General features: G+C 70.3%; 25 protein-coding genes. 12 read left to right on the top strand and 13 right to left on the bottom strand.

The genetic code is table 11. The features are described from left to right. From KV106_RS25385 to KV106_RS25375, 3 genes are read left to right on the top strand one after another with little or no spacing between them, the layout of a single operon-like run. Positions 1-666 (top strand): RraA family protein, encoded by a 666-nt coding sequence (locus KV106_RS25385; RefSeq protein WP_261213225.1) that lies wholly within the window; start codon positions 1-3, stop codon positions 664-666. A gap of 35 nt (positions 667-701) precedes the next feature. Next, positions 702-1,367, top strand: coding sequence for an RraA family protein (locus tag KV106_RS25380; RefSeq protein WP_261213224.1), 666 nt, complete (start codon positions 702-704; stop codon positions 1,365-1,367). After that, positions 1,364-2,584 carry a pyridoxal phosphate-dependent aminotransferase gene (locus tag KV106_RS25375; protein WP_261213222.1) on the top strand — a complete coding sequence of 407 codons (1,221 nt, stop codon included), beginning with the start codon at positions 1,364-1,366 and terminating at the stop codon, positions 2,582-2,584. Before KV106_RS25380 ends, KV106_RS25375 begins: the two co-directional genes overlap by 4 nt. 7 nt (positions 2,585-2,591) lie before the next feature. On the opposite strand, the gene KV106_RS25370 is transcribed toward KV106_RS25375, so the two are convergent. The 3 genes from KV106_RS25370 to KV106_RS25360 are packed head-to-tail and all read right to left on the bottom strand — an operon-like array spanning position 2,592 to position 5,749. Beyond that, positions 2,592-3,272, bottom strand: coding sequence for an alpha/beta hydrolase family protein (locus KV106_RS25370; RefSeq protein WP_261213221.1), 681 nt, complete (start codon positions 3,270-3,272; stop codon positions 2,592-2,594). Beyond that, on the bottom strand, positions 3,269-4,096 hold the full coding sequence (locus KV106_RS25365) for a TatD family hydrolase (protein WP_261213219.1): 828 nt from the start codon (positions 4,094-4,096) through the stop codon (positions 3,269-3,271). The genes KV106_RS25370 and KV106_RS25365 overlap by 4 nt, the downstream gene beginning before the upstream one ends. A 39-nt stretch (positions 4,097-4,135) precedes the next feature. Further along, the gene (locus KV106_RS25360; RefSeq protein ID WP_261213218.1) at positions 4,136-5,749 is read right to left on the bottom strand and encodes a tannase/feruloyl esterase family alpha/beta hydrolase; all 1,614 of its coding nucleotides are present in this window, start codon (positions 5,747-5,749) and stop codon (positions 4,136-4,138) included. A gap of 199 nt (positions 5,750-5,948) precedes the next feature. Between KV106_RS25360 and KV106_RS25355 the strand changes: the two genes are divergently transcribed. Beyond that, the gene (locus KV106_RS25355; protein ID WP_261213216.1) at positions 5,949-6,584 is read left to right on the top strand and encodes a TetR/AcrR family transcriptional regulator; all 636 of its coding nucleotides are present in this window, start codon (positions 5,949-5,951) and stop codon (positions 6,582-6,584) included. A 32-nt stretch (positions 6,585-6,616) separates the two neighbouring features. On the opposite strand, the gene KV106_RS25350 is transcribed toward KV106_RS25355, so the two are convergent. After that, positions 6,617-6,853, bottom strand: coding sequence for a type 2 periplasmic-binding domain-containing protein (locus KV106_RS25350; RefSeq protein WP_261213214.1), 237 nt, complete (start codon positions 6,851-6,853; stop codon positions 6,617-6,619). Between the two features lie 22 nt (positions 6,854-6,875). Then, the gene (locus KV106_RS25345; protein WP_261213212.1) at positions 6,876-7,802 is read right to left on the bottom strand and encodes a helix-turn-helix domain-containing protein; all 927 of its coding nucleotides are present in this window, start codon (positions 7,800-7,802) and stop codon (positions 6,876-6,878) included. Between the two features lie 185 nt (positions 7,803-7,987). Here KV106_RS25345 and KV106_RS25340 point away from each other — a divergent pair, with 185 nt between their 5' ends. The 4 genes from KV106_RS25340 to KV106_RS25325 all read left to right on the top strand — a co-directional run bounded on the left by KV106_RS25340 (position 7,988) and on the right by KV106_RS25325 (position 13,003). Continuing rightward, positions 7,988-8,857, top strand: a complete 870-nt coding sequence (locus KV106_RS25340; protein ID WP_261213210.1) for a fumarylacetoacetate hydrolase family protein — start codon at positions 7,988-7,990, stop codon at positions 8,855-8,857. A 10-nt stretch (positions 8,858-8,867) separates the two neighbouring features. After that, positions 8,868-9,656 (top strand): alpha/beta fold hydrolase, encoded by a 789-nt coding sequence (locus tag KV106_RS25335; RefSeq protein ID WP_261213208.1) that lies wholly within the window; start codon positions 8,868-8,870, stop codon positions 9,654-9,656. A 61-nt stretch (positions 9,657-9,717) separates the two neighbouring features. Then, on the top strand, positions 9,718-11,058 hold the full coding sequence (locus tag KV106_RS25330) for a metal-dependent hydrolase family protein (protein WP_261213206.1): 1,341 nt from the start codon (positions 9,718-9,720) through the stop codon (positions 11,056-11,058). Positions 11,059-11,164: 106 nt separating this feature from the next. Further along, positions 11,165-13,003: an ATP-binding response regulator gene (locus KV106_RS25325; protein WP_261213204.1), complete on the top strand. Its 1,839-nt coding sequence runs from the start codon at positions 11,165-11,167 to the stop codon at positions 13,001-13,003. A 135-nt stretch (positions 13,004-13,138) separates the two neighbouring features. Here the strand turns inward: KV106_RS25325 and prpR are convergent, their stop codons facing one another. Continuing rightward, positions 13,139-15,106, bottom strand: a complete 1,968-nt coding sequence (gene prpR, locus KV106_RS25320) for a propionate catabolism operon regulatory protein PrpR (protein WP_261213202.1) — start codon at positions 15,104-15,106, stop codon at positions 13,139-13,141. A 207-nt stretch (positions 15,107-15,313) separates the two neighbouring features. On the opposite strand from prpR, the gene KV106_RS25315 reads away from it, so the two are divergent. Continuing rightward, a complete protein-coding gene (locus KV106_RS25315) occupies positions 15,314-16,267 on the top strand; it encodes a tripartite tricarboxylate transporter substrate binding protein (RefSeq protein WP_057589879.1) in 954 nt (317 codons plus the stop codon). 41 nt (positions 16,268-16,308) lie between these two features. Beyond that, on the top strand, positions 16,309-17,169 hold the full coding sequence (locus KV106_RS25310; protein ID WP_093349771.1) for an isocitrate lyase/PEP mutase family protein: 861 nt from the start codon (positions 16,309-16,311) through the stop codon (positions 17,167-17,169). Between the two features lie 34 nt (positions 17,170-17,203). Here KV106_RS25310 and KV106_RS25305 read toward each other — a convergent pair whose 3' ends face one another. After that, positions 17,204-18,787, bottom strand: a complete 1,584-nt coding sequence (locus tag KV106_RS25305) for a class I adenylate-forming enzyme family protein (protein ID WP_261213199.1) — start codon at positions 18,785-18,787, stop codon at positions 17,204-17,206. A 35-nt stretch (positions 18,788-18,822) separates the two neighbouring features. Beyond that, complete coding sequence (locus KV106_RS25300; protein ID WP_261213197.1) at positions 18,823-19,644, bottom strand: SDR family oxidoreductase; 822 nt, start codon at positions 19,642-19,644, stop codon at positions 18,823-18,825. A 185-nt stretch (positions 19,645-19,829) separates the two neighbouring features. On the opposite strand from KV106_RS25300, the gene KV106_RS25295 reads away from it, so the two are divergent. Then, on the top strand, positions 19,830-20,522 hold the full coding sequence (locus tag KV106_RS25295; protein WP_261213196.1) for a glutathione S-transferase family protein: 693 nt from the start codon (positions 19,830-19,832) through the stop codon (positions 20,520-20,522). A gap of 11 nt (positions 20,523-20,533) precedes the next feature. Here KV106_RS25295 and KV106_RS25290 read toward each other — a convergent pair whose 3' ends face one another. Both KV106_RS25290 and KV106_RS25285 read right to left on the bottom strand, forming a co-directional pair. Then, positions 20,534-21,415: a PhzF family phenazine biosynthesis protein gene (locus KV106_RS25290; RefSeq protein ID WP_261213194.1), complete on the bottom strand. Its 882-nt coding sequence runs from the start codon at positions 21,413-21,415 to the stop codon at positions 20,534-20,536. Between the two features lie 44 nt (positions 21,416-21,459). After that, complete coding sequence (locus KV106_RS25285) at positions 21,460-22,635, bottom strand: pyridoxal phosphate-dependent aminotransferase (protein ID WP_261213192.1); 1,176 nt, start codon at positions 22,633-22,635, stop codon at positions 21,460-21,462. A 193-nt stretch (positions 22,636-22,828) separates the two neighbouring features. Here KV106_RS25285 and KV106_RS25280 point away from each other — a divergent pair, with 193 nt between their 5' ends. Further along, entirely contained in the window at positions 22,829-24,301 is a 1,473-nt protein-coding gene (locus KV106_RS25280) for an aminotransferase-like domain-containing protein (RefSeq protein WP_261213191.1), read from the top strand. A gap of 181 nt (positions 24,302-24,482) precedes the next feature. On the opposite strand, the gene KV106_RS25275 is transcribed toward KV106_RS25280, so the two are convergent. The 3 genes from KV106_RS25275 to KV106_RS25265 form a co-directional block, all read right to left on the bottom strand. Continuing rightward, on the bottom strand, positions 24,483-24,905 hold the full coding sequence (locus KV106_RS25275) for a TA system VapC family ribonuclease toxin (RefSeq protein WP_261213189.1): 423 nt from the start codon (positions 24,903-24,905) through the stop codon (positions 24,483-24,485). Between the two features lies 1 nt (position 24,906). Continuing rightward, positions 24,907-25,146: a DUF6364 family protein gene (locus KV106_RS25270; protein ID WP_057589819.1), complete on the bottom strand. Its 240-nt coding sequence runs from the start codon at positions 25,144-25,146 to the stop codon at positions 24,907-24,909. A gap of 116 nt (positions 25,147-25,262) precedes the next feature. Beyond that, positions 25,263-26,186, bottom strand: a complete 924-nt coding sequence (locus KV106_RS25265; protein WP_261213186.1) for a LysR substrate-binding domain-containing protein — start codon at positions 26,184-26,186, stop codon at positions 25,263-25,265. Between the last annotated feature and the right edge of the window lie 21 nt (positions 26,187-26,207).

The following is a 26,207-nucleotide window of genomic DNA, read 5'->3' as shown; positions in this document are numbered from 1 at the left end:
TTGACCTCTTCCAATTTCGACATCGGGCCCGTCCCGAAGCTCGCGCCCGAGGCGCTGACCGCCGCGCTGCGGGACGTGGTCACGCCGCACATCAGCGACAACCTGCAGCGCATGTCGGGCATGCTCGGCCTGCGGCGCTTCAACCGCTCGCGCAAGCTCGTCGGCACCGCGTACACGATCAAGGCGCGGCCCGGCGACAACCTGCTCGTCTACCGCGCGCTCAAGGAGATCGAGCCGGGCCATGTGCTCGTGATCGACGGCGGCGGCGACCCGAACAACGCCCTGGTGGGCGAACTCATCATGCTGTATGCGATCCAGCGCGGCTGCGCGGGCTTCGTGATCGACGGCGCGATCCGCGACGTGCGCGCCTTCTTCGAGGCCGACTTCCCATGCCACGCACGCAGCAGCACGCATCGCGGGCCCTACAAGTTCGGCCCCGGCTCCATGAACCGCGACGTCTGCGTCGGCGGGCAGGTGGTGCATCCGGGCGACGTGGTGGTCGGCGACGAGGACGGTGTGGTCTGCTTCGATCCCGCGGACGGGGAGCGCCTGCTCGCGGCCGTCGCGCAGACCGCCCGGACCGAGGACGCGATCAAGGCGGAGATCGCCACCGGGCGCGTCGAACAGGGCTGGCTCGAGCGAACCCTGTCGGCCCACGGCCTCTGAATCCCGTCACCACACTCCCAGTGAAAGCCATTCCCATGCAACAAGAAGACAAGGACCTCGTGGCCCTGTTCGAAGGCCTCGACACCCCCGGCGTTTCGGACGCCATGGACAAGCTCGGCCTGCCGGGCCACTGCTTCGGCCTCGTGCCGCTGGCCGACTACGCCGGCGTGACCGTGGGGCCCGCCTTCACGGTGAAGTACGTCCCGGCCAGCACGCCCGCGGGCTCGGTCGGCGATTTCATCGACGAGGTGGCCGAGGGCGACGTGCTCGTGATCGACAACGGCGGCCGCACCGACTGCACGGTGTGGGGCGACATCATGACCCAGTACGCCGGCCAGCGGCGGATCGCCGCCACCGTGATCGACGGCGTCTGCCGCGACGTGTCGAAGGCATTGGACGACGGCTACCCGCTGTTCACGCGCGGGCGCTTCATGCGCACCGGCAAGGACCGCGTGCAGGTCGAGGGCGTGAACGTCCCGGTGTCCATCGGCCAGGCCCGCGTGGCCGCGCGCGACATCGTGGTGGCGGACGCGAACGGCGTGCTGGTCGTGCCGCGCGCGCGGGCCCGCGAGGTCGCGGAACTCGCGCGCGGGATCGAAGCGGCCGAGTCGCAGATCCGCGCCTGGATCGCCGAGGGCAAGACCCTGGGCGAAGCGCGCGCGGCGATGGGCTATCACACGCTGCAGCGCAAGGCACCATGAGCGGCGACACCGCGGCGGCGAGATTGAACGTCCACCTCGCGGCGGCGCAGCCCTCCGCGACCTACAGGATGATGGACCGGGTGGCGGCGCGCCGCGCGAGCGGCGCGCGCATCGTCTCGCTGTCGGCCGGCGAGCCCGACTTCGACACGCCCGCGCACATCGGCGACGCGGCGGTGGCGGCCATCCGGGGGGGCCACACGCGCTACACGCAGGTCGCGGGCCTGCGCGCGCTGCGCGAGACCGTCGCGGCCAAGTTCCGGCGCGAGAACGGCCTGGACGTCGGCTGGCAAGACACGATCGTCTGCTCGGGCGGCAAGCAGGTGATCTTCAACGCGCTCGCGGCGACCTTGAACCTCGGCGACGAGGTGATCGTGCCGGCGCCGTACTGGGTCAGCTACCCCGAGATCGTGCAGCTGTGCGGCGCCCGGCCGGTCGTGGTCCCTTGCGGCGTCGCTTCCGGGTTCAAGCTCGGGCCCGAAGCGCTGGAAGCCGCGATCACGCCGCGCACCCGGTGGCTGATCCTCAACTCGCCGAGCAATCCGACGGGCGCCGTGTACACGCTCGTGGAACTGCGCGCGCTCGCCGAGGTGCTGCTGCGCCATCCCCAGGTGCTGGTGCTGGCCGACGACATCTACGAGCACCTGGTCTTCGACGGGCTGGCCTTCCACACGCTGGCCCAGGCCGAACCCCGCCTCGCCGCGCGCACGCTGACGATGAACGGCGTCTCGAAGGCCTATGCCATGACCGGCTGGCGCATCGGCTTCGGCACCGGCCCGCGCTGGCTGCTCGAAGCGATGGAGAAGCTGCAGGGCCAGCAGACCTCGGGCGCCAGTTCGATCTCGCAGCATGCGGCGATCGCCGCGCTCGACGGGCCGCAGGATTTCATCGCGCGATCGCGCGCGAGCTTCGAGCTGCGGCGCGACCTGCTGGTCGCGGCGCTGAACGCCACCCCAGGCTTGCGCTGCGATGCGCCCTCGGGCGCCTTCTATGCCTTCGTCGCGTGCGAGGAGCTGATCGGCCGGACGACGGCGGCCGGCACCCTGCTGGCCAGCGACGAGGATGTCGCGCTCGCGTTGCTGGAGGAGGCGGATGTCGGCGTGGTCCACGGCGCGGCTTTCGGGCTCTCGCCGTACTTCCGCATCGCCTACGCGCTCGACGAGGAGTCGCTGCGCATCGCCTGCGATCGCATCGAACGCTTCTGCCGCGCGCTGCGTTGAGCCGGATTCAGGGCAGCAGCCAGGCCTGCATCCACACCGCCATATGGTCGAGCAGCTGTTCGATCACCAACTCGTCGGTCAGGCCCGATTTCTTCGGCACATGGAAGCCGTGGTCGGCCGCCGCGTATTCGTCGACGCTCGCCCAGTCACCGAGCGAATCGACGACCTGCGCGAAGCAGGGCGGTTCCGCGAGCTTGTCCTGCGCGCCGTGCACGAACAGCATCGGCACGTCGACCTCGTGCAGGTGCGCCGCGCGATCGATCGAGGGCTTGCCGGCCGCATGCAGCGGGAAGCCGAGGAAGACCAGCCCGGCCACACCGGGCAGCAGGCCCAGCGCCTGGGCCTGCGACGTCATGCGTCCGCCGAAGGACTTGCCGCCCGCGAACAGCGGCAGGCCCTGGAAATGCGCCGCGGCACTGGCCACGGCCGCGCGCACCGCGGCATGCGCGAGCGGCGGCGCGTCGGGCCGCTTCGAACCGCGCTCCATGTACGGGAACTGGTAGCGCAGGCAGGCGATGCGGCGCTCGGCGAGGCCGCGTGCCACGGCCTCCATGAACGCATGCGTCATGCCCGCGCCCGCACCGTGCGCGAGCACCAGGGCGAAGCGCGCATCGTCGGCCGCATCGATCAGGCCCGACACGCGCAGCTCGGCGTCGACCTCGATCGCGATCTTTCTCGACGTGCTCATGCGGCGGCCTCGATGGGTGGGAGTCCGAACAAGCGCCGGCTGTTGGCGCTGCAGGCCGCGATGACCTCGGCGACATCGCGTTCGAGCAGTTCGGCCACGCCCGCGGCCACCCAAGGCAGGTACGCCGGTTCGTTCGGCTTGCCGCGCAGGCCCGCGTTCTTCGGCATCAGGTAGGGCGCATCGGTCTCGAGGTGCAGCCGGTCCAGCGGAATGGCCGGGATGGCCGCGCGCAAGGCCTGGCCGCGCTGCAGGTCCGTCACCCAGCCCGTGATGCCGATATCGAGGCCCATCGCGAGAAAGGCCTCGGCTTCGGCGCGGTCGCCGGTGAAGCAGTGCACCACGCCGTGCGCGCCATCGGCCACCACGGGCGCGAGCATGTCGTGGAAATCGGCGAAGGCATCGCGGCAGTGCAGGAACAGCGGCTTGCCGGTCCGCGCGGCCATCGAGAGCTGCCGGTCGAAGGCCGCGCGCTGTGCCTCGGGCGTCGAGAAGTTGCGGTTGTAGTCGAGGCCGCACTCGCCGACCGCCACGACCTCGGGGCAGCGCCAGAGTTCGGCCAGCTGCTCGAAGGTGGCGCCATCGAAGGACTTCGCGTCATGCGGATGCACGCCCGCGGTCGCGAAGACCAGGCCCCGATGCGCCCGCGCCAGCTCGAGCGCGCGCAGGCTCGAGGCGAGCGAGGTGCCCGTGGCCAGGATCTGCGCGACGCCCGCGGCCTTGGCGCGCGCCAGCAGCGGCGCGGTCATCGACGCCAACTGGCTCGAGTGGAAGTTGACACCGATGTCGACGAGGAGAGGGGAGGCGGCTTGCGCTTCGATGCTCATGCATCGATGGTACGAGAACACCGCGCGATGCCGCGGCCCTCAGCTGCAGCTGTAGCTCGCCGCCGCATTCACATCGCCCGAGCCCTTGTACTTCGGGTACTTGGGGTACTGGCAGGCCGGCATGCTGCGCGCCGTGCCGCCGCTGGTGAAGTTGTAGGTCAGCTGCGTGGGCGCGTCGTCGTTCTCCACCCAACCCATGATGGCCGAGGCCCAGTCCACTTCCTGCAGGCTGCCGCCCGCGCCATGCCCGCCGCCGGGAACGATGAAGAAGCGTGTCGCGCTGTTCGGATCGGCGAGCCCCAGCGACCTGGCGATACCCGTCATGGTGGTCCAGTTGCGGTAGTGGTCGTTCGGCGACAGCAGCGCGTCGCTGCCGGCGTGCCAGGAGATCAGCTTGCGGCCCGAGGCCACGTAGCTGGCGATGGCGGCCTTGTCGTGGTCGGCGCCGATGCGCGCCAGGCCCGCGCCGAGCATGTAGTAGTCGGTCTCGAACTGGAAGCCCGCCTGCCTGGCCGGCGTGAGCCAGGCGGGGTCGCCGCTCGCGAGCAGCGCGAAGCCGCCGCCGAGTCCGCCCCAGCCGAGCCCGAGGCCGTTGCCCCACGAATAGCCCGAGAGCACGGTCGAGCCGTTCGAGAGCTTCAGCGGCGACAGGAAGGACTGGAGCGTGCCCACCTGCGCGGCGCTCAGGCAGAGGGCCGGATCGCTGCTCGCGCCCGCCATGCCACACTGCAGCACGGCCGGATCGAAGCTGCAGGCCTGCGGATTGCCGATCAGGTTGTCGCTGGCGCCGTCGAGCGCATCGCAGGCCGACAGTGCGGCCGCATAGGCCGCGCCGGTCTGCGCGGGGCTCAGCGCCGCGGGCGTGCCGGTCAGCGAGGCCGCGCGCAGCCAGGCGCTGGTCTGGCCCGCCATGTCCATGGTCTCGCAGCCGGAGACGATGCCATCGAACTCCTGCGGCCAGCGCTGCGCGGCGATGTAGGCATTGCGTCCGCCGTTGGAGCAGCCGTTGAAATAGCTGTGCGTCGGCGCCTTGCCGAAGAAGGCCTGGGCGACGGCCTTGCCGAAGCGCAGCGTGGTGCCCACCGCGGCATAGGCGTAGTCGGTCGCCGACTGCTGGCCCTCGGCCGTGCCGCTGGCCCAGACGCCGGGCGCCGCCTGCGCGGGCACGCTCGCGCGGTTGCCGCCGTTCGAGGCCGCGTACACCGCGCCCTTGATCGCGAGCGTGGGGTCGACCGCCGTCACCGCGCCGCCGCCGTCCTTGGTCACCGCCGAGGCGATGCGTCCGTCGAAACCGCCGCCACCCTGTTGCCAGTAGCGGCCGGTCCAGTTGTCGGGCACGTCGATCTCGATGTCGAGGAAGGGCGCGCGCGTGCCCAGCACCTGGCAGAAGCCCGAAGCGTTGACCGCCGCCTTGGCTTCGAAACGCGCGGTCTGCGTGACCGTGACGCCCGCCAGCACCTGTCCCTTGAGGCCGTTGCAGGTGCTCTTGAGCTGCTCTACGCTGGGGCCCGACGGACCCGCGGGCGGCGGCGCGGCCGGTGCGGGCGCGGGCGCCGGAATCGGGAAGAAGCCGCCTCCGCCGCCACCTCCGCAGCCCTGCAGGGCCAGGCCGGCGGCCATCAGCAGGCCCGCCGACAGCAGGACACGGTTCACACACTTCTCGTCACGCATGGTTGTCTCCGATTTTTTGATGGGGTGCCGGTGGATCGATCAGAAAACCAACCGACCGGTCGGTTTGGAAGCCGCGCAAGGCTAACGCAGCAGTGCGGACACGGGCAAGCGGCAAGGGCTCGGGACTAACCCCTAAGATCGCGGACCGCGTGGCCTCGCGCGCAGCCCCTCATTGCCCTCCATGACCGTTGACACCGCTTCCCCCCGCCCTGGCGACCAGCGCAGCCTGATCGCCAGGGCCGCCGCCGAGCTGTTCGCCCGCAAGGGCTATGCGGCGACGTCGATGAACGAGATCGCCGAGGCCAGCCATCTGTCCAAGCCCGGCCTCTACCATCACTTCAAGGACAAGGCCGAGGTGCTGCTTCACATCGCCGACGGCCATGTGTCGCGGCTGGTCGACATCGTCACGGGCGTGGAAGCGCTGCAGCTCGCGCCCGACGAGCGGCTGCCCGAGCTGATCGAGGCCTTCATGGCCGAGTACGCCGAGGCGCAGCACGAGCACCGCGTGCTCACCGAGGACGTGCGCTTCCTGGCCCCCGAGGCGCAGGCACGCGTGCTCGACAAGGAGCGCACGGTGGTGCGGGTGTTCGCCGACGCCATCGCCGCCACGCGCCCGGATCTGCACGCCTCGCAGCTGCACAAGCTGCTGACGATGTTCCTGTTCGGCATGCTCAACTGGATGTTCACCTGGTTCAAGCCCGGGGGACGCTTCTCCTACGACCAGATGGCACCGATCGCGACGCAGCTGTTCCTCAACGGCATCACGGGGCTGGAGATCGCGCCGGCGAAGAAGGCGCCGAAGGCGCGCAAGCCGTGATCGGCTGATCGAACCCATCGCGCGCCTCTCCGTCATGGATCTTGCGAAGGCCGGGCCGCTCCATCGAGCTTGATGCGGCCGCTCGCGAGCAGCGCGCGGTGGCGCGCGATCTCGGCGGCGACGGTGCGCCGCATTTCCGCGGGATCGCCCGAGGCGGGATCGAAGCCCCGCGCGACCAGGGGCTGGCGCAGCTTCGGACTGATCAGCGCGCGCTGCCAGGCCTGCGGGACTTCGCGCCGCGCCGCCGCCGGCATGCCGGCGGGCAGCACCAGACCGATTCAGGAGTGGTTTTCATATGCTGCGGATATGGCCGCGTTCGCCTTCATCTTCCGGCACATCGGCGGATGGAGAGGGGCTCTGCCCCTCGCGCGGAATGCCCGTCACGGTGACAGGAGAAGGCGCGCGCGTGGCCCGCTTGAAGATCGATGGCGAAATCCCCGTGTGCTCCTTGAAGAAGCGCGAGAAGTTGCCGGGCGCCGAAAAACCCAGGTCGAGCGCAACGTCCGTGAGTTCGCCACCTTCGCTGACGCGACGCATCGCTTCCTCGACGCGCACGCCGCTCCAGAACACCTGCGGTGTCGTGTGCAACTGGTCGCGGAACAACGCGAAGAAGTGCGCCCGCGACAGGCCGACCTTGGCCGCGATCTCGTCGATGGTCGTTTTCTCCGAGACGTGCGCGCGCATATGGGCGATGGCGGCCCGAAGGCGATGATCGAGCGTGACGCCGATGCCCGCCGCGACCGAAGGGGCCTCGCCGCCCGTCCTGGAGGCCGCGATGGCGGCTTCCAGCAGGCGCTCCACCTCCCTGTCGACCTGGTCGCGTCCGCTGCCGGCGGAGATCATCAGGTCCAGCACACGCCAGCATGAACGGCGCAGCGCATCGCCGATGGGCACCCGCGGCGAGGGAAAGCGAAAGCTGCGGTCCTTCGCCTGGCCGAGCTCGTCGAGCCACTCCTTCTTGATCATGAAGACGATGAACAGGCTCGATCCGCTGTCGTCCAGGCGAACCATGTCGTGCGCCTCGAACGCGTTCACGCCCAGCGCCACGCTCTCGCTGTAGGGCACGGTTTGCGCACCGACATGCGCGCAGGCGCGCGCCCCGCCGAGCCAAAGGGCGAGCTGCGTTTCCGAGTGGGCGTGCGACACCAGATTGGCGCTCGCCTCCAGGACGATCGCCGTGCCGAACGCGCCTTCGTGAAGTGCATAGGCTTCCTGCATCTGTCTGCTTCATCGAGGTGGTTTGCGGCGATTGTTCCCTCCCGGCTCCGCGACCGGCACCGCGCCTCGGGTAAGTCCTTAGGAGGACACCAGACGATCCGATACGTCGCCGGATCGACCGATAAGCGGCGTGGGCCCGCAATTCCTAGAGTTGCCGCATCGCCACAACACAGGAGCAAAGCTTCATGCGAATCGCCACTTTCACGAGCGAAGGCCACCGCAAGGTCGGGCTCGTCTCCGCCGACGGGAAGACCGTCACCCCGCTGCAGCTCACGCAGGTCCAGGCCGACAGCGGCGTGCTGACGCTGATCCAGTCCCTTGCCGAAGGCGGCTCGCTCCCGGAGCCGGCCGGCCCCGCCGTCGACCTGGGCGAGGTGGTGCTCGATGCGCCGCTGCCCAGGCCCCTCCGCAACCTCTGGTGCGTGGGCCGCAACTACCATGCGCACGCCAAGGAACTGGCGGCCTCGGTGTTCAAGGACAACACGGCCAGGACCGACGAATGGCCCATCGTCTTCACCAAGGTGCCCGAGTGCGTCGTGGGCCCGCACGACGACGTGCTCGTTCCTTCCGGGGTCTCCACCCAGATCGACTACGAAGCCGAACTGGCCGTCGTGATCGGCAAGGGCGGCAAGAACATCGCGCGCGCCGCCGCGATGTCGCATGTGTTCGGCTACACGGTCGTCAACGACGTGACCGCGCGCGATGTGCAGATGCGCCACGGCCAGTGGGACCTGGGCAAGTCTTTCGACACCTTCTGCCCGATGGGCCCGTGGATCGTCACCGCCGACGAGTTCAACGGCACAAGGACGCGCGTGCGCTGCTGGGTCAATGGCGAACTGCGCCAGGACGGTCCGACCGAGAACATGATCTTCGACATCCCCACGCTCATCGAGACCATCTCGCGCGGCATCACGCTCTACCCCGGCGACGTCATCGCGACCGGCACGCCGGCCGGCGTGGGCATGGGCATGAGTCCGCCGCGTTACCTGCGCGCCGGCGACGTGGTGCGCGTGGAGATCGACCGGCTCGGCGCCATCGAGAACAAGTTCGTCTGAAGGGCTGCGCATGACGACTCGAATTCTGAACGACCTGGCCGTCGAGATCGACGGCACGGGCGAGGCACTGCTGTGCATCCACGGGCTCGGCGGCTCCTCGAACAACTGGACACCCCTGTTGCCGGTGCTCGGCGGCTTCCACTGCATCAGGCCCGATCTTCCAGGCAGCGCGAGGTCGCCGCTGCCGCAAGACGGCCAGGCGTTGTCGATCGAGCGCTACGTGGACGCGATGGTGCAGTTGCTCTCGGCGCTCGACATTGGATCGGTGCATGTCATGGCCCACTCGATGGGCACGATCGTCGCCCAACACCTGGCGCTTCGCCGTCCCGGCACGGTGAAATCGCTGGTGCTCCTCGGCCCGCTGGCCGCGCCTCCCGATGCCGCCCGCCCCAACATCGCGGCCCGTGCCAACGCGGCGCGAGGCGGCGTGGCCGCCATGCAGGAAATCGCCGATGCCATCGTGAAGGGCGCGACCAGCACGCCAACGAAGGAACAACAACCGGCGGTGCTCGCGCTGGTGCGGGAGAGCGTGATGCGCCAGTCGCCCGAGGGCTACGCGCAAAGCTGCACGGCGCTCGCCGATGCGCAGTCGGCCGCGCTCGAACGCCTGGATGTGCCCACCCTGCTGGTCACCGGCGATCAGGATGGCGTGGCGCCGCCGCACAACGTCCGCGCCATGCAGGAGCGCATCGCGGGCAGCCGCGTCGTCGTGCTCGACGGATGCGGCCACTGGACGACCTTCGAACAACCGCAGCGCTGCGCACGAGAAATCGACGCCTTCTACGCGGCACTGCGCTGAGACGGCGCCAGGCGCCATTCGACAACCCCATGGCCGGCAACGCATGCCGGAGGAGACAACGATGACCCGTATTGCATTCACCAACGTTCGCATCTTCGACGGCTCGGGCGAGGACCCCTACGCCGGCGACCTTCTCGTGGAGGGAAAGCGCATCGTCGAAGTGGCGCGCTTCCCCCGGCGAGTGAGCACCGATGACGCACGCGTGATCGACGGCAAAGGCCGCTTTCTGATGCCGGGCATGACCGAGGCCCACACGCATTTCTCGTGGAACGACCAGCCGTCCCTCGCTGCCATTCAGTTCATGCCGCCCGAGGAACACATGCTCTGGTGCGTGCGCGTGGCCAAGCGCTACCTCGACATGGGATGGACCTCCGCGATCGGCGCGGCAGCGGCCAAGCCGCGGCTGGACGTGGTCTTGCGCAACGCCATCGACGCGGGCGAGTTCCCCGGCCCGCGCTACCTGGCCGGCAGCCAGGAGATCACCACCATCGGCGCGCTGGGCGACAACACGCTGCCGCACATGAAGTTCGAGGAACTGAGTTTCGGCAGCGTCTGCAGCGGCCCCGAGGAGATCCGCAAGTCGGCCCGTACCTTCATCAAGTACGGCGTGGACCACCTGAAGATCAATCTGTCGGGCGAGTACATCGCCGGCCTGCCCGCGGAGATGTCGCCGTTCGCCGAAGACGAGGTCGCCATGCTGGCGCAGGAAGCGAAGCGCTACGGCAAGCGCATGGCCGCGCATGCGCGCTCCAGCGAGTCGGTCAAGCAGTGCGTGCGCCACGGCATCGAGATGGTCTACCACGCCAGCTTCGCCGATTCGGAAGCGCTCGACATGCTCGAGGCGGCCAAGGACCGGCACTTCGTCGCACCGGGCATCGGCTGGCTCATTCGCACGACCTACAACGCGGCCGAGTACGGCATCACGGAGGCGGTCGCCACGCAGATGGGCTACAAGCGCGAACTGGAGATCGCATCGGCGTCGCTGCGCGAGATGCACAAGCGCGGCATTCGCATCCTGCCGGGCGGCGACTACGGATTCGCGTGGATGCCGCACGGCACCAATGCCAACGACCTCCAGTACTTCGTCGACTACATCGGCATGACACCCAAGGAGGCGCTGATGGCTGCGACGCGGCTGGGCGGACAGATCATGCTGCGGCCCGACGAACTGGGACGCTTGAAGGCCGGCTTTCTCGCCGACATCGTTCTGGTGGACGGTGACCCGCTGCAGGACCTGTCGCTGCTGACGGACCCGGCCAGGGTGCAACTGGTGATGAAGGATGGCGTGATCCACAAGGACTGCGCAACCCCGGTACCGCCGCACGCGGCCTTGCACCTCGACGGCGGCGACACGCCATTGCAGGAACAGGGCGTCAAGGAGGCGCTGGCCGAGATGCAGTGAGCTTGGCTTGCAAGCCCGCCCGTGATGAGCCGGCGTGCTGCCTCGATCGCGTTCCCGGCGGCCGCCGGGCCTCGGCCCGAAGCGGCCGACCCTTACACTGCCGCCCATGCGTACGCCGGGCGCCACCTCCACCCCGTCGGGCCAAGTGCCCGGACCCGCCGATTCCCATGCGCAGTTGGTCCGCGAACGCCTGCTGCGCCGCATGTTCGTGATGGGCCCGCCCACGGTGCTGACGGCGCTGGCCTCGGCGATCGCGATGGCCGGCGTGTTCTTCGGGATGACGCGCGGCTACGGCGCGCTGGCATGGGGCGTCGCGATCTGCACGCTGCTGTGCCTGCGACTGGTGTTCATGCGCTGGAACGCGCGCCTCTATCCCGAGCCCGAGTTCACGCTGCGCCAGCCCGATGGCGCCTGGCGCTTCATGCTGCCGCTGGGTGCCTACATGTCGATGTGGACCCTGGCGCCCTGGGCGCTGATGCCGCCGGGCACCGAGTCGCCGATGCGCATCCTGATCCTGCTGCTGGGCATGTTCGCGGTGCTGATGGGCTCGGTGCCGGTGATCGCCACCTGGCGCGCGATGGTGCCCGTGGTCACGATCCCGCTCACGCTGGGCGTGGTCACGCGCTTCGCCTGGATGGGCGGCACCGATGGCTGGTTCACCTGCGTGGTGGGCCTGCTGTTCGGCGGCTCGATGGCGCGCTATGCGCTGTCGCAGCACCAGCTGATCCGGCGCAGCCTGTCCGACCAGATCGACAAGGAACTGCTGAGCGAGCAGCTGCTGCGCCAGTCCTTCGAGCTGCAGCGGCTCAACCGCGAGCGCAGCCGCTTCTTCGCCTCGGCCAGCCACGACCTGCGCCAGCCCGTGCATGCGCTGGCGCTGTTCTCGCGCTCGCTCGAGCGCGACCTGGCCGACCATCCGCTGGCGCCCGTGGCCGGCCGCGTGGTGCAGGCCACCGATGCGGTGAGCGGCCTGCTCAACGCGATGCTCGACATCTCGAAGATCGATGCCGGCACCGTGGTGCCGCAGCCGGTACGAATGGCGGTGGACCCGCTGTTCCTGCGGCTGTCGCAGATCTTCGAGCCGCGCACCCAGCAGGCGGGCTTGGCGCTGCGCTTCCACACCGCGCCCGAATGGCTGCAGACCGATGGCGACCTGCTGCTGCGCGTGCTGACCAACTTCGTCGACAACGCGCTCAAGTACACGCGCCAGGGCGGCATCCTCGTGAGCGCGCGGCCGCGCGGCGACCGCCTGCGGCTGGCCGTGTGGGACACCGGCCTGGGCATCGCGCCCGAGCACCTGCCCCATGTGTTCGACGAGTTCTACCAGGTCGACAACCCGCAGCGCGACGTCGCGCGCGGCCTGGGCATCGGGCTGGCGATCGTCAAGCGGCTGGTGGACCTGCTCGGCGGCGAGATCGGCGTGCGTTCGCGGCTCGGCCACGGCAGCGTGTTCTGGGTCGACCTGCCGCGCCGCCCGCCCGTGCCCGCCGCCTTGCCCGTCGCGCCCGCGGCCATGCCCGATGCCGCGCAGGCCGACAGCACCGAACCGCCGCTGGTGCCGCCACGCGTGCTGCTGCTCGACGACGAGCAGCCGGTGGGCGAGGCGGTGCGCATGTGGCTCGCGCCCTACTGCGAGCGCATCGAGATCACCTGCCGGCTCGCCGATGCCAGCGCGCAGGTGCGCGCCACGCCCGACGGCTTCGACGCCTTCCTCATCGACTTCCGGCTCGCCGATCCGCAGGACGGCATCGAGGCGACCGCCGAACTGCGCCGGCTCGCCGGCCGCCGCGTGCCCACGATCCTGGTCACGGGCGATACCGATCCCGAGCGGGTGCGCGCGGCCTATGCCAGCGGGCTGGTCGTGATGTTCAAGCCGGTGCAGCCGGAGGTGCTGTTGCGCACGTTGCACCAGATCATTCGCGGGGAGCACAAAGAGCGGGGCTGAGAGGGCCCCGCGGGCGATCTGCGACACCCGCGGTTCAGGTGTCCGCCGACTCCACGCCAACGTCGCACCAGATCATCCTTTGCATGCTCTCGAAGCTGCGCAGAAGTGGGTGTCACCCCGAAAGGAATCGCGTCGTCAGGCCTTCGGCGCCTCGTCGCGCAACCGCCGCCACAGCGTCGAACGGCTGATGCCGAGAATGACGCAGGCCTGGTCCTGGTCACCCTGGACCGACTGCAGTACCTCGCGCACCCGTTGCCGCTCCGCGGCCGTGCGCGCGCCCTTGAGCAGGCGATTGCGCGCGGGCGCCGGACGCGCCTGCGTGCATTCCGCGAACACCTCGAGCAGCCGGGCGCGGTCCAGCCGGCCCTCGGGCGCCAGGTAGCCGTGGCAGGCCAGCAGGCGCTCGACGAGGTTCTCGAGTTCGCGCACATTGCCGGGCCAGCCGTAGCCCGCGGCCAGCTCCAGCAAGGCGGCGAGCCAGGCCGATGCCCGGTCCGCGGGCACACCCGCCGCGGGCGCGCGGCGCGCCATCAGGCCGGCGGCCAGGGACGCGATATCGGCACCGCGCTCGCGCAGCGGTGGCGTCTCGATGCGCAGCACCGCGAGCCGGTAGTACAGGTCACGCCGAAAGAGGCCACGCTCCACCTGGCCCGCCAGGTCGGCATGGGTGGCCGCGATCACGCGCAGGTCGACCGGCACCGCCGCGGTCGCGCCCACGCGCAGCACCTCCCGCTCCTGCAGCACGCGCAGCAACCGGGTCTGCAGCGCCAGGGGCATGTCCCCGATCTCGTCGAGGAACAGGGTGCCCGTGTGGGCGGCCTCGATCAGGCCGGTCTTGCCGCCGCGCCGCGCGCCGGTGAAGGCGCCTTCCTCGTGGCCGAACAATTCGCTTTCGAGCAGGCTCTCTCCCAGCGCGGCGCAATTCACGGCCAGGAAGGGCTGGGTGGCGCGCCGGCTCGCGCTGTGGATGCCCTGGGCCACCAGTTCCTTGCCGGTGCCGCTCTCGCCGACGATGAGCACGGTGGCGTCGCTGGCCGCGCACTGCCGCGCCAGCTCGCGCACGCGCCGTGCCGCGGCGCCGTCGCCCGCGAAGGCCTCGATCCGGTAGCGCGCGGGCGCGCCGCGTTGCCGCTGGTTGGCGCGCAGGTGGCGGTCGGCGCGCTGGATCGCGGCAGGGTCGCGGCACACCAGCAGCGCGCCGGTGACCTCGCCGTTCTCGACGATGGGCGCGCGCCGCACGACCAGCGTGCGCATGCCGATCTGCAGCACCTCCTCGACCGGGGCTTCGCCCAGGCGCAGGGTGGCGCCGAGGTCCAGCACGGGCTCCACCTCGCTCAGCACGCGGCCGACGAGCTGCGCCACGGAAGCGCCGAGCAGTTGCGCCATGGCAGGGTTCAGGGCCTCGATGCGCTGGCGCAGGTCGACCGCGACCACGCCGTCCTGCAACTGGCCGAGGATGGTGCCGAGCCGTTCGCGGCGCGCGCGCTCGGCATGGCCGTGGCGTGCCAGGTGGAGGGCGTCCTGCAGCGCCTGGCGCACCGCATCCTCGGAGTACATCAGCACGCTGGCGATGCCGGCCTGCTCGGCCAGGTCGGCCACCAGCCCGGGCGACACCACGGCCTCGATGCCGGCGGCGCGCAGGGCCTCCACGCAGGCCGGCGCGTCCTCCGCGCCGCGGTAGCTGAACTGCGCGATGCCCATGCCGAACAGCGCGTCGAGCTGCGCAAGGTGCTCCGACGGACCGTCGAACGACACCAGACCTACCCGGGGCGAGAGGGCGCGCGCCGCGGCCAGCGCGCGCATCAGGTCGAAGCCGCGCACCTCCACGATGGCCACCGGAATGTCCAGGTGCCGGCGCAGCCATTCGCCGCTGGCGCCCGCGGCCACCACCGCGTCGACGGGGCGCCGGGCATGCAGCGCGCGCACGGCCGCCACGGCATCGTCGAAGGCCTGCCCGACCAGCTCGACCTCCGCCTGCCCGGCCACCTCCGGTATCAGCCGCGCCAGCACGCGGCCCAGTCGGTGGCGGGCCACGGCCACGATGTGCAGCGGCCGCGGCGTGGTGGGGGAATGAGGGCTCGGAGCGGCGGGCAATGTATTCATTTCAATGGATTTCATTGTCTCATTCATGAAATCAGATTGAAATCAAGAACGGGACGAGCACTCGCCGAGGCAGCGCGAATTCCTTTCGAATCAATGACTTGGAAACGAGGGCCGCACCCCTGGCGCCGATGGCACAACGCTTGCGCAAACCCCGGCTTCCAGCCCAAAACCAAGGAGACCTCCGTGCGCTTCCATCGCCTTTCCACCATCGCCTGCCTGACCGCCACCGCGCTGGCCTGTGCCTTGCCGCTGGCCGCGCAGGCCCAGGCCTGGCCCGCCAAGTCCATCCGCTTCGTCGTGCCGTTCGCGGCGGGCGGCGCCAACGACCTGCTGGCGCGCTCGGCGGCCGAAGGGGCGGCCAAGGTGCTGGGCCAGCCGGTCATCATCGACAACCGTCCCGGCGCGGGCGGCTCGCTCGGCGCCGACCTGGTGGCGCGCAGCGCGCCCGACGGCTACACCTTCCTGATCAGCGCCGCGGGCGTGATCTCCAACAGCATGATCAAGAAGTCCCTGCCGTTCAAGGACGAGGACCTGGTGCCCGTGGTCATGATCGGCCTGGCGCCCTCGGTGATCGTGGTGCCCCAGTCGGCCCCGTACGACAACCTGCGCGACTTCGTCGAGGCCTCGAAGAAGGGCGCGGGCTTCAACTTCGCGACCGCGGGCACCGGCAGCACGCCGCACTTCGTGGCCGAGATGCTCAACGTGAAGTACGGCGCGAAGCTGCAGGCCGTGCCGTACAAGAGCGGCTCGGAGAGCACGACGGCCGTGCTGGGCGGGCAGGTCGAGGGCACCTCCGAGGCCAGCATCATCGCGTTGCCGCACATCCGGGGCGAGGGCAAGTTCAAGCCGCTGGCCACCACCTGGACCCAGCGCATCTCGGCCTACCCGCAACTGCCCACGGCCGTCGAGCAGGGCTTCCCTGAGCTGCAGATCGCGCACTGGGCCGGGCTGCATGCGCCGCGCGGCACGCCCAACGACATCCTGGACAAGCTCGCCGCCGCCGTCGACAAGGCCATGCGCGACCCCGCCACCGTGGCCAAGCTCCAGGGCCTGGGCATCGAGCCCGTGGGCGGCACGCGCCAGGAGTTCGTGAAGTTCACCGATGCCGAGCGCAAGCGCCTGGGCGAGATCGTCAAGGCGGCCCGGATGCAGGAGAAGTGAGCGCACCGCGGGCTCTTCTTCCTTTTCCTTCCAGCCGATCCATGAATACCAAACAACAATTGCGCGCCCTGGCGCAGGCCCGCCGCGGCGTCATCGTTCCGGGCGCCTTCAATGCCCTGTCGGCCCGCATCGTCGAGGACCTGGGCTTCGAGGCGATCTACATCACCGGCGCCGGCGTCACCAACATGTGGTTCGGCCTGCCGGACCAGGGCTTCGTGGGCCTGGCCGAGATGGCCGACCACACGGCGCGCATCCGCGATGCGGTGCGCGTGCCGCTGATCGTCGATGCCGACACCGGCTTCGGCAACGCGCTCAACGTGCGCCATGCGGTGCGCACCCTCGAGCGCGCGGGCGCCGACTGCATCCAGCTCGAGGACCAGATCGCGCCCAAGCGCTGCGGCCACTTCGAGGGCAAGGCCGTCATCTCGACGGAGGAGGCCGTGAGCAAGATCAAGGCGGCCGTCGATGCGCGGCAGGACCCCGACCTGCTGATCCTGGCGCGCACCGACGCCTGTGCCGTGCTGGGCTTCGAAGCCGCGATCGAGCGCGCGCAGCAGTTCGCCGAGGCCGGCGCCGACATCCTGTTCGTCGAGGCGGTCACCAGCGCCGAGCAGATCCGCGCCTTGCCGCAGCGCCTCGACCGGCCACAGCTCATGAACATGGTGATCGGCGGCAAGACGCCCGTCTTCGGCGCCGAGGACCTCGGCGGCATGGGCTATGGCCTCGTGCTGTACGCGAACGCCGCGCTGCAGGGCGCCGTGGTCGGCATGCAGAAGGCGCTCACGGTGCTGCGCGATGCGAGGCGGCTCGAGGAAGATCCCGCGCTGGTCGCTCCGTTCGCCGAGCGCCAGCGGCTGGTGGGCAAGCCCGAATGGGATGCGCTCGAGCGACGCTACACATGAAGGGGGTGTTCGGGCGTTGAGGGGCGTGGACCCTTCATCGCTGCCCGGACGCGAACAGTTCCAGGTGCCCGCTGCGCAGCTGGAACTTCTGCACCTTGCCCGTCGGCGTCATCGGCAGCGCGTCGACGAAGCGGATCGACTTCGGCACCTCGAAGCGGCCCAGGCGCTCGCGGCAGAAGGCCAGCAGCTCGTCCTCGCCACAGGCTTCGGCGGCGGGGCGCCGCACCACGAAGGCCGCGACCGCCTCGCCCCAGTGCGGATGCGGCAGGCCCACCACGGCCGCGGCGCCCACCGCGGGATGGGCCAGCAGCACCGCCTCGAGCTTGATGCTCGAGACGTTCTCGCCGCCGGACTTGATCATGTCCTTCTTGCGGTCGAGGAACAGCATCTGCCCGTCGGCCTCGAACATGCCGATGTCGCCCGTGTGGTGCCAGCCGAAGCGGCGCGCAACGGCCGTCGCCTCGGGGTCCTTGAGGTAGCCGAGGAAGACGTTGGGACCGCGATGGACGATCTCGCCGATCTCGCCCGGTCCGAGCAGGCGGCCGTCATCGTCCATCACCGCGGTCTCGACGCCCGCCACCGACATGCCCCAGCAGTTGCCGTCCTTGCCGGGATGGTCGCTCGCGCGGTAGACCATGGTCGGCGGGTACATCTCGGTCTGGCCGGTGCCCAGGCGCACATCGGCGCACATCTCGCTGCGGATCTGCGCGAGCAGGTTCTTCGGTATCGGCGCCAGGCCGTACATGCACAGGCGCAGCGACGAGAGATCGGTGGCGGGGCGCCGCGGATGCTTCATCAGCGCGTCGTACATCATCGGCAGGCACGACAGCCAACTGATGCGCTCGCGCTCGATCGCCGCCAGCATGGCCGCGGGATCGAAGCCGCTGGCCAGCCAGATCGTGGCGCCCGTCAGCAGCGCGCCCATGCTGATGGTGTGCTGCGCGCAATGGAACAGCGGCAGCACCGAGCCGACCACGTCGTGCTCGGTGGCCTCGAAGCTCTGCGCGCAGCTCAGCAGCGCGCCATGCACCGAGCGGTGCGAATGCATCACGCCCTTCTGCTTGCCGGTGGTGCCGCTGGTGTACATGATCAGCGCGAGCTCGTCGTCGCCGCCCGGCGCGCCCAGCGGCTGCGTGGGCGCGCGCGAGGCCAGCGCGTCGAAGGGCAGGGTGCCCGCGGCGGCCGGCTGCGGGCCGCCGATCACCACCGTCAGCAGGCCCAGGCGCCCGATCAGCGCGCGCAGCGCCGGCACGGCGTAGAGCGCGGCGTCGATGAAGGCACCCCCGACCTCGGCATGGCTCAGCACGTGCTCGATCGCGGCCGCGTCGAGCTGCACGTTGACCGGCACCCAGACATTGCCGGACTTGTGGATGGCCTGGATCGCGCTCAGGTGCTCGATCGAGTTGAGGCACAGCGTCGCGATGCGGTGGCCCGTGAATCCCTGGTCGCGCAGCGCCTCGCCGACGCGCTCGCTGCCGGCGTCGAGTTCGGCGAAGCTGATGCGCCGCTCGCCCTGGATCACGGCGGTCTTGCCGGGATGGCGGCGGGCGCCGCGGCGCACGATGTCGGCGAGGGACACGCGCGCGATGGCCGCGCGTTCGGGGTCGATGGTCTGCATGCGGGGGTCTCCTGAAGGGGGGCGAAGCGAAGAGGTCACGGTTCCACGAAGAAGTCGATCAGCGGCTCGACGCCCGGCGTCACGAGGTAGGGCGCGAAGTCGGTGACGCCGGCCTCGCGCAGCACCTGCTCGTCGAGCAGCAGCTGGCCCGTGAGTTCGCGGCTCGGCCGGGTCAGGATGTGCCAGGCGGCGTCGGCCATGACGGCCGGCACGCGCGCCTGGCCCGCCACCTCGGGCGCCGCGATGCGCAGCGCGCTGGTGGCGATCACGGTGCGCGGCCACAACGAATTGCTCGCGATACTGCGTTCGCGCAGCTCCTCGGCCAGGCCGCGGCTCAGCATGCTCATCGCGTATTTCGAGGTGGTGTAGGCCGCATGGCGCGCGAACCACTTGGGGTTCAGGTCCAGCGGCGGCGACAGGGTCAGGATGTGCGGATTGGCGGCCTTCTCGAGGTGCGGAAGGCAAGCCTGCGCGCAGAGGTAGCTGCCGCGCGCGTTGATCTCGAACATCAGGTCGTAGCGCTTCATCGGCGTGCGCTCCACCGTCTCGAGGTGGATCGCGCTGGCGTTGTTGACCAGGATGTCGATGCCGCCGAAGCGCGCCACGGCGGCATCGACGGCCGCGCGAACCTGCGCTTCGTCGCGCACGTCGACCACCACCGCGAGCGCCTGGCCGCCGGCCGCGACGATTTCCTCGGCGGCGCTGTGGATGGTGCCCGGCAGGCACGGGTCGGCCGTCGCGGTCTTGGCGGCGACCACGATGTTGGCACCGTCGCGCGCGGCCCGCAGCGCGATGGCCTTGCCGATGCCGCGGCTCGCACCGGTGACGAAGAGGGTCTTGGATCTGAGGGAAGGCATGAACGCTCCGGAATCGCGATCGCTCGATCGCGGGATGCGCAGGCTATGCGCGCCGGGCGGGGCGGCGCTTGCGCAGACTGGCTGGCATGGCGGCGCGCGGCAACTCAGCCAATCGACGCAAGGCGCGCCGGCACGCTGCGAGCGACGATCGGCGAGCCCACTTCCGGCGTCGAGCCCCGCACCCGATGATCACGCTCTACCACTGCGCGAATGCCCGTTCGTTCCGCGTTCTCTGGATGCTCGAGGAACTGGGCACGCCGTACCGGCTGGAGATGCTGCCGTTTCCGCCGCGCGTGCTGCGGCGCGACTACCTCGCGATCCATCCGCAGGGCACGGTGCCGCTGCTGGTCGATGGCGAGATCCGCATGAACGAGTCGGTCGCGATCTGTCAGTACCTGGCCAGCCTGCATGCGCCGACGCCGCTGAACGTGGAACGCGACGAGGCCGGCTATGCGCAGTACCTCAACTGGCTGCACTTCGGCGAGGCCTCGCTGACCTTTCCGCAGGCCCTGGTGCTGCGCTACGGCACGCTCGAGCCGCAGGAGCGCCGGCTGCCCCAGGCCGCGCAGGACTACGCGCAGTTCTTCCACGGCCGCCTGCGGACGATCGAGCAGCTGCTCGAGACACAGGACTTCGCCTGCGCCGGCCGCTTCACGGCCGCCGACATCTCGCTCGGCTATGCGCTGATGCTGGCGCGCGTGCTGGGGCTGCACGAGCGCTTCGGCCCGGCGGTGCACGCGTACTGGTCGCGGCTGAGCGCGCGCGCGGGCTTCGAGCGCGCGATGGCGGTGCAGGAAGAGGCGGCCGCGCGGCTGGAGCTGCCGTTGGTGCCGACGGCCGGCGTGGGCACCGGCAGGCGGCCGCCGGCGCACGGCTGAAGCGCGGGCCGCTAGAGCGAGAGCGTGCCTTCCACGCAGCTCACGCAGGCACCGCCCACGCGCACCTTGCCGTGGGCATCGACGCGCACCTTCACGCGCCCATCGCGTCCCACGCAGCGCCCCTGCGCGGCCACGTAGGCGATGCCGTCGGGCGGCAGCAGGCCGCGCTCCCACTGGAAGGCCGCCGCGCTGGCATTGCCGCTGCCGCAGACGGGGTCTTCCTCGACCCCGCTCGAGGGCGCGAAGGCCCGGACCTCCATCGACACCTCGCCTTGCGGGTAGCGGCCGTACACGATGAGGCCGGTGACGCCGAGACGGCGCTCGAAGGCCGCGAGCCGCGCGAAGTCGGGCTGCAGGTCGATCACCGTGGCCGCGTCGGCCAGCGGCAGCACGACCCAGCGCGGGCCCACGTCCACGATGGCCGGCGCGGCCTCGGGGCTCGGCTGGCGGCCCAGGATGCGCCCGAGCTCCGCGAGGTCGTCGGCCGCCAGCGGCGCCAGTTGCGCGGAGGGCAGGGCGAAGGCCAGTTCGCGGCCCTCGGGGCCGTCCTCCACCGTCACGTCGACGAGGCCGACACCGCACTGCTGCACCAGCCGGCCGCCGTCGCGCAGCGCGCCCCGTTTGGCTTCGAGGAAGGCATGCGCGCTGCCCAGGGTCGGATGGCCGGCGAAGGGCAGCTCGTTGCGCGGCGTGAAGATGCGCAGCCGATAGTCGGCCTCGGGCACGGTGGGCGGCAGCACGAAGGTGGTTTCCGAGAGATTGGTCCAGCGCGCGATGGCCTGCATGGCCTCGGTGTCCAGGCCGTCGGCGTCGAACACCACGGCCACGGGATTGCCGGCCAGCGGTCGGGCGGTGAAGACGTCGACCACGGTGTAGCGATGGGGTCGTTTCATGCGGGGCTCCAGGGGATGTCGGTGCGTCAGGCAGTGTCGTGCATTCACTTCGCGGCGGCGTCCAGCACCGTCGAAAGGGCGGACAGCGCGGGTGCCAGGCGGTCGGGCGGCAGGTAGCCGAAGCCCAGGCGAAAGACGCGCTCGCTCTCGCCGAACCAGGCGCCCGAGGCCAGCTGCAGTTCGTGCCGCGGCAGCAGGTCCCAGAAGCGCGAGACGGCCGCGTCGTCGAAGCGATCGGCGCGCAGGCGCAGGCAGCACAGCGCGCCGCCGTCCGGGCGGATCCATTCGATGCGCTCGCGCTCGGCCTCGCACCAGGCCGCCAGTGCCGCGAGGCCTTCGGCGAGCAGCCGGCGGCGCGGCGCGAGCACGAGCTCGCGATGGCGCAGCAGCGCGGTGGCCAGCGCCTCGTCGAGCACCGAGCCCGAGATCACGGTGTTCATCTTGGCCACGACCAGCCGCGCGCGCAGGTCCGCATCGGGCACCGTGAGCCAACCGGTGCGCAGGCCCGGCGCGCCCAATGCCTTCGACACCGAGGCGCCCGTGACGATGCGCGGATGCAGCGCGGCCAGGCTTTCCGGCACGGCCTCGCCGCCGTAGCCGGCCTCGCGGTAGGTCTCGTCGATGAACAGGATGGCCTGCGGCGCCTGGCTTTGCAGCAGCGCGAGCAGTTGCTCGATGGCGGCGCGCGGCGTGCGCACCCCGCTGGGGTTCTGCGGCGAGGCGAGGCTCACGAGCCTCGTCTTCGGCGACAGGCTGGCGGCGATCGGGTCCAGGTCGAGCCGGTAGCCGTTCTCGAAGCGCAGCCCGACCTCGCGCACGGTGACACCCGCGCCGCGCAGGCAGTCGCGGCTCGGCGGAAAGCAGGGCGTCACGAGCACCGCTTCGTCGCCGGGCCGGCAGACCTCGAAGGCCAGCAGGAACAGCCCGAGCGCCGTGCCCTGGGTGGTGACGATCTGCTCGGCGGGCACGCCGCAGGCCTTGGCGATCTCCTCGCGCAGTTCGACCGAGCCGGCCGAGCGGCCGTAACCCAGCTTCAGGCCGCGCAAGGTCTCGAGCCCGGCCATGTCGAGCACGTCGCCGACCGTCAGGTCCTGCGAGGTGCTCTCGGCCAGGTTGAACGGCCGGTTCACGTCGAGCAGGGAAATGATCTCGTTGCAGGGAAAGCGGCCGCGCCACGCCGGCTGTGCCGCCGCGGGGGCTTCGTTTTCAAGCACTGTCATTCGTTTCCAGGTCGCCCGGGTGGGAGGGTCATCCAGCGCCCGGGGCGTGTCGGGCAGCGGGAAATACCGGCCATGCTAGTGATCGCCGGGCCATCGGAACAGCCACAATTTCCGTGAATTCGGACCAGCACAGTTCGCGTGCCTTCGGAAGCCGCTTCACCCACAATCGAGCCTCGTCATGCACGAGCCCCCCATGAACACAGGCACCCTTCAGCGCAACAGGCAAGCGGCCGGCAACGTGCCCGCACCCCATCGCTACGAGCAGCTCGCGGAACTCATCGTCGACACGATCGACAACGGCACGCTCGCGCCCGGCGAGCGCCTGCCGTCGGTGCGCGCCGTCAGCGAGCAGCACGGCATCAGCATCTCGACGGTGCTGCAGGCCTACCGCCTGCTCGAGGACCGCGGCGTGCTGGTCGCGCGGCCACAGTCGGGCTTCTACGTCGCCGCCACGCAGGGCGGAACGCTGGCGCTGCCCTCGGCCTCGCGCCTGCGTTCGAAGGCCTCGACCGTGTCGATCAGCGGCGCCGTCGCGGCCCTGCTCGAGCACGCCTCCAACCCGGCGCTCGTGCCGCTGGGCTGCGCGGTGCCCGACGCGGCCCTGCTGCGTTCCCACCGGCTCGACCTCGCGCTCGCGCGTGCCGCGCGCCAGCATGGCGATCGCCACAACGTCTACGGCACGCCGCGCGGCGACCCGCGGCTGCGCCGCGAGATCTCGCGGCGCGCAATGCGCATCGGGCATGCGCTGTCGCCCGACGACGTGGTCATCACCAACGGCTGCACCGAAGCCTTCACGCTCGCGCTGAGCGCCGTCGCCAGGCCCGGCGACACCATCGCGGTGGAGTCGCCCACCTACTTCGGTTTTCTCCACACGCTCGAGGTGCTCGGACTCAAGGTGCTGGAGCTGCCCACCGATCCCGTCGAGGGCATCCACATCGAGGCCTTCGCTCGGCTGCTCGATGCCGGCCCGGTGGCGGCCTGCCTGCTGTCGTCGAGCTTCAGCAATCCGCTGGGCGTGTCGATGCCCGATGCACGCAAGCGAGAGCTGCTGGCCTTGCTCGCGCGGCACGACGTGCCGCTGATCGAGGACGATGTCTACGGCGACATCCACTTCGCGCGCGAGCGGCCCACGCCCTTCATCGCGCTCGACGGCGGCGCGAACACCCTCTACTGCAGCTCGTTCTCGAAGAGCCTCGCGCCCGGCTACCGCGTGGGCTGGATCGCGCCCGGCAAATACGCGCAGCAGGTGGTCGACCGCAAGCTCGCCTTCAGTCTCTGCAGCCCGGTGCTGCCGCAGATCGCGCTCGCCGACTTCCTTGCCAGCGGCGCCTACGACGCGCACATGCGCCGATTGCGCCGCCTGCTCGAAGAGAACCTGCGGCACCTGACCCGCGCCATCGAGGCCAGTTTTCCAGCCGAGACACGCGTCAGCCGGCCTGCCGGGGGCTTCGCGCTGTGGGTCGAACTGCCGCGCGGCTTCGACTCGCGCGCGATGTTCGACGCGGCGCTCGAGCTCGGCATCTGCTTCGCGCCGGGCGATGTCTTCTCGGCGAGCCGGCGCTTTCGCAACTGCCTGCGACTGAGCGCCGGCTGGCGCTGGAGCGAGCGGATCGAGGAGGGGGTTCGGCGGCTGGGGCAGCTCGCAGGCCGCCAGCACCGGTCCTGAGCTTCCAGGGGCCTGCGAACACGATGCAAGGGGTCGCGAAGCTCGCCAGAGCCCGTCCATCACGGCGCGTGATGCCGCGTGTCCATCCGCACATGCAAGAAACGCAGCGCTGAGGGGCGGGCTCTGGCGAGCTTTCCCCCGGGTTGCCCCGCAAAGGGGCTCGTTGTAGTGCTGACAGGCCCTAAGCCGAAAGCCGGGTGAATTGCGCCCGCGAGAGGAGTCGCCTGAAGTCGCCGTCGAACGTCACCAGGTGTTCGCCCTGGTGGGCGACAGCCGCCGCCAGCCATGCGTCCGGTATATCGTTCGCTGCCAGCTTGTTGTTGGTGCAGATTTCGCGCAGCAAATGCCACTCGCCGCCGAGCTGCGGCTGCTCCACTCCCGGGGCTTCGAGAATCGCATCGACGAACTTCAACGCCGCGCTGATCGGCGTAGGCGTTACGAAAACTCTCGGGTTCGTGACGAGTCGAAGGAAACTGGCAATCACCATGGGCTGCAGCGCAAGCGGCCTTCCCGCACTGGCGCCTGCAAGGGCCTGCTCGAGCCATGCAAGCGCGGGCACGTGTTGCGGATGGTCGCTCCTCGAGGCGGCGACCAGGATATTCACATCAGGCGTCACGATCGGCGGCGTCCAGCATTTCCTTGTTGCTCAAGCCGCTGATGCCATCGACCAATCCGCCCTTGCCGCGAAACACTGGCAAGCGAACGGCGCCGGTCGGAAGGGGCCTCGCCTTCAGCCGCAGCTGCAGTCCTTCCTCGATGAGGCGCGTGAGACTCGTGCGTTGCTGCACTGCCATCGCCTTGGCCTGCGTCAGCAAGCTGTCATTGAGATTGAGCGTAGTCTTCATGAGGTCGCCGCGAGATTTTCGATACAGATTTCTGTATCGTAGTTCGATTGCCACGAAAGTCAACCTGACGCGCTCGCCGAGGCAGCGTCCCGAACAAACCGCCCGCGCGTCGAACCTCACCACGCAGGAGCGCGCCGCCCCTCCTCGGCGAGGAACTCGACCAGCGTCGGCAGCGAGGCATCCATCGGCCGGTTGGCACGCACGCGCATCACGTATCCCCATGAGCCGGCCATGCGCAGGCCCGGCGTCAGCGCCACCAGCCGGCCGCGCGCCAGTTCCTCGTCGACCAGCGGCGCACGCCCCAGCGCGATGCCCACGCCCGCCGCGGCAGCCGCGACCACGGTGCTCAGGCCGCTGAGCACCAGCGGCTCCTGGCTCGCGCTGTCGGGCAGGCCCAATCGGGGACGCCAGGTGCGCCAGTCGGTCTCGGGGCTGTCGATGTGCTTCTCCTCGAGCCAGCGGTGGCGCGCGAACACGCGCGGGTCGTCGCGCTCGCCGGGCTCGACCAGCGCGGGGCTGCACACCGGCACCACGGTCTCTGTCATCAGCGGGATGTCGCCGGGCGCCGCGAGGTGCGGGCCGAGCGCGCGCACGTGCAGGAACGCGAGATCGATGTCCTGCGCGTCCCAGGCGGGATCCTGGCTGGCGTGCAGGAACAGCTGGATGTCGATGTCGGGATGCAGCTCGATGAAGCGCCCGATCCGCGGCGCCAGCCACAGCGCCGCCAGCGACGGGTTGGCCGAGATGTTGAGGCTGTTGCGCCGCGTGCCATGGGCACCGGCGCGGGTGTTGCGGCATGCCGTTTCGAGCAGGGTCAAGGCCTGTTGCACCGACACCAGCAGCGCGGCGCCGGCCTCGGTGGTCCGCGCGCGACGCACCGTGCCGCCACGATGCAGCAGGGTCACGCCGAGGTCTTCCTCGAGCGCGCGCAACTGGTGGCTGATGGCGCTCTTCGTGACATGGAGTTCGGAGGCGGCACGGCTCAGGCTGCCCAGGCGGGCAACGGCTTCGAAGGCGCGCAAGGCAGCCAGTGGTGGCATGGGGCGGGGTGGAGCGGCAAA

Source organism: Variovorax endophyticus (assembly GCF_025376855.1).
In the GTDB taxonomy this organism is placed as follows: Bacteria; Pseudomonadota; Gammaproteobacteria; order Burkholderiales; family Burkholderiaceae_C; genus Variovorax.
The sequence above is the reverse complement of the archived record's forward strand: the minus strand, read 5'-3'. Positions and strand labels throughout refer to the sequence as shown.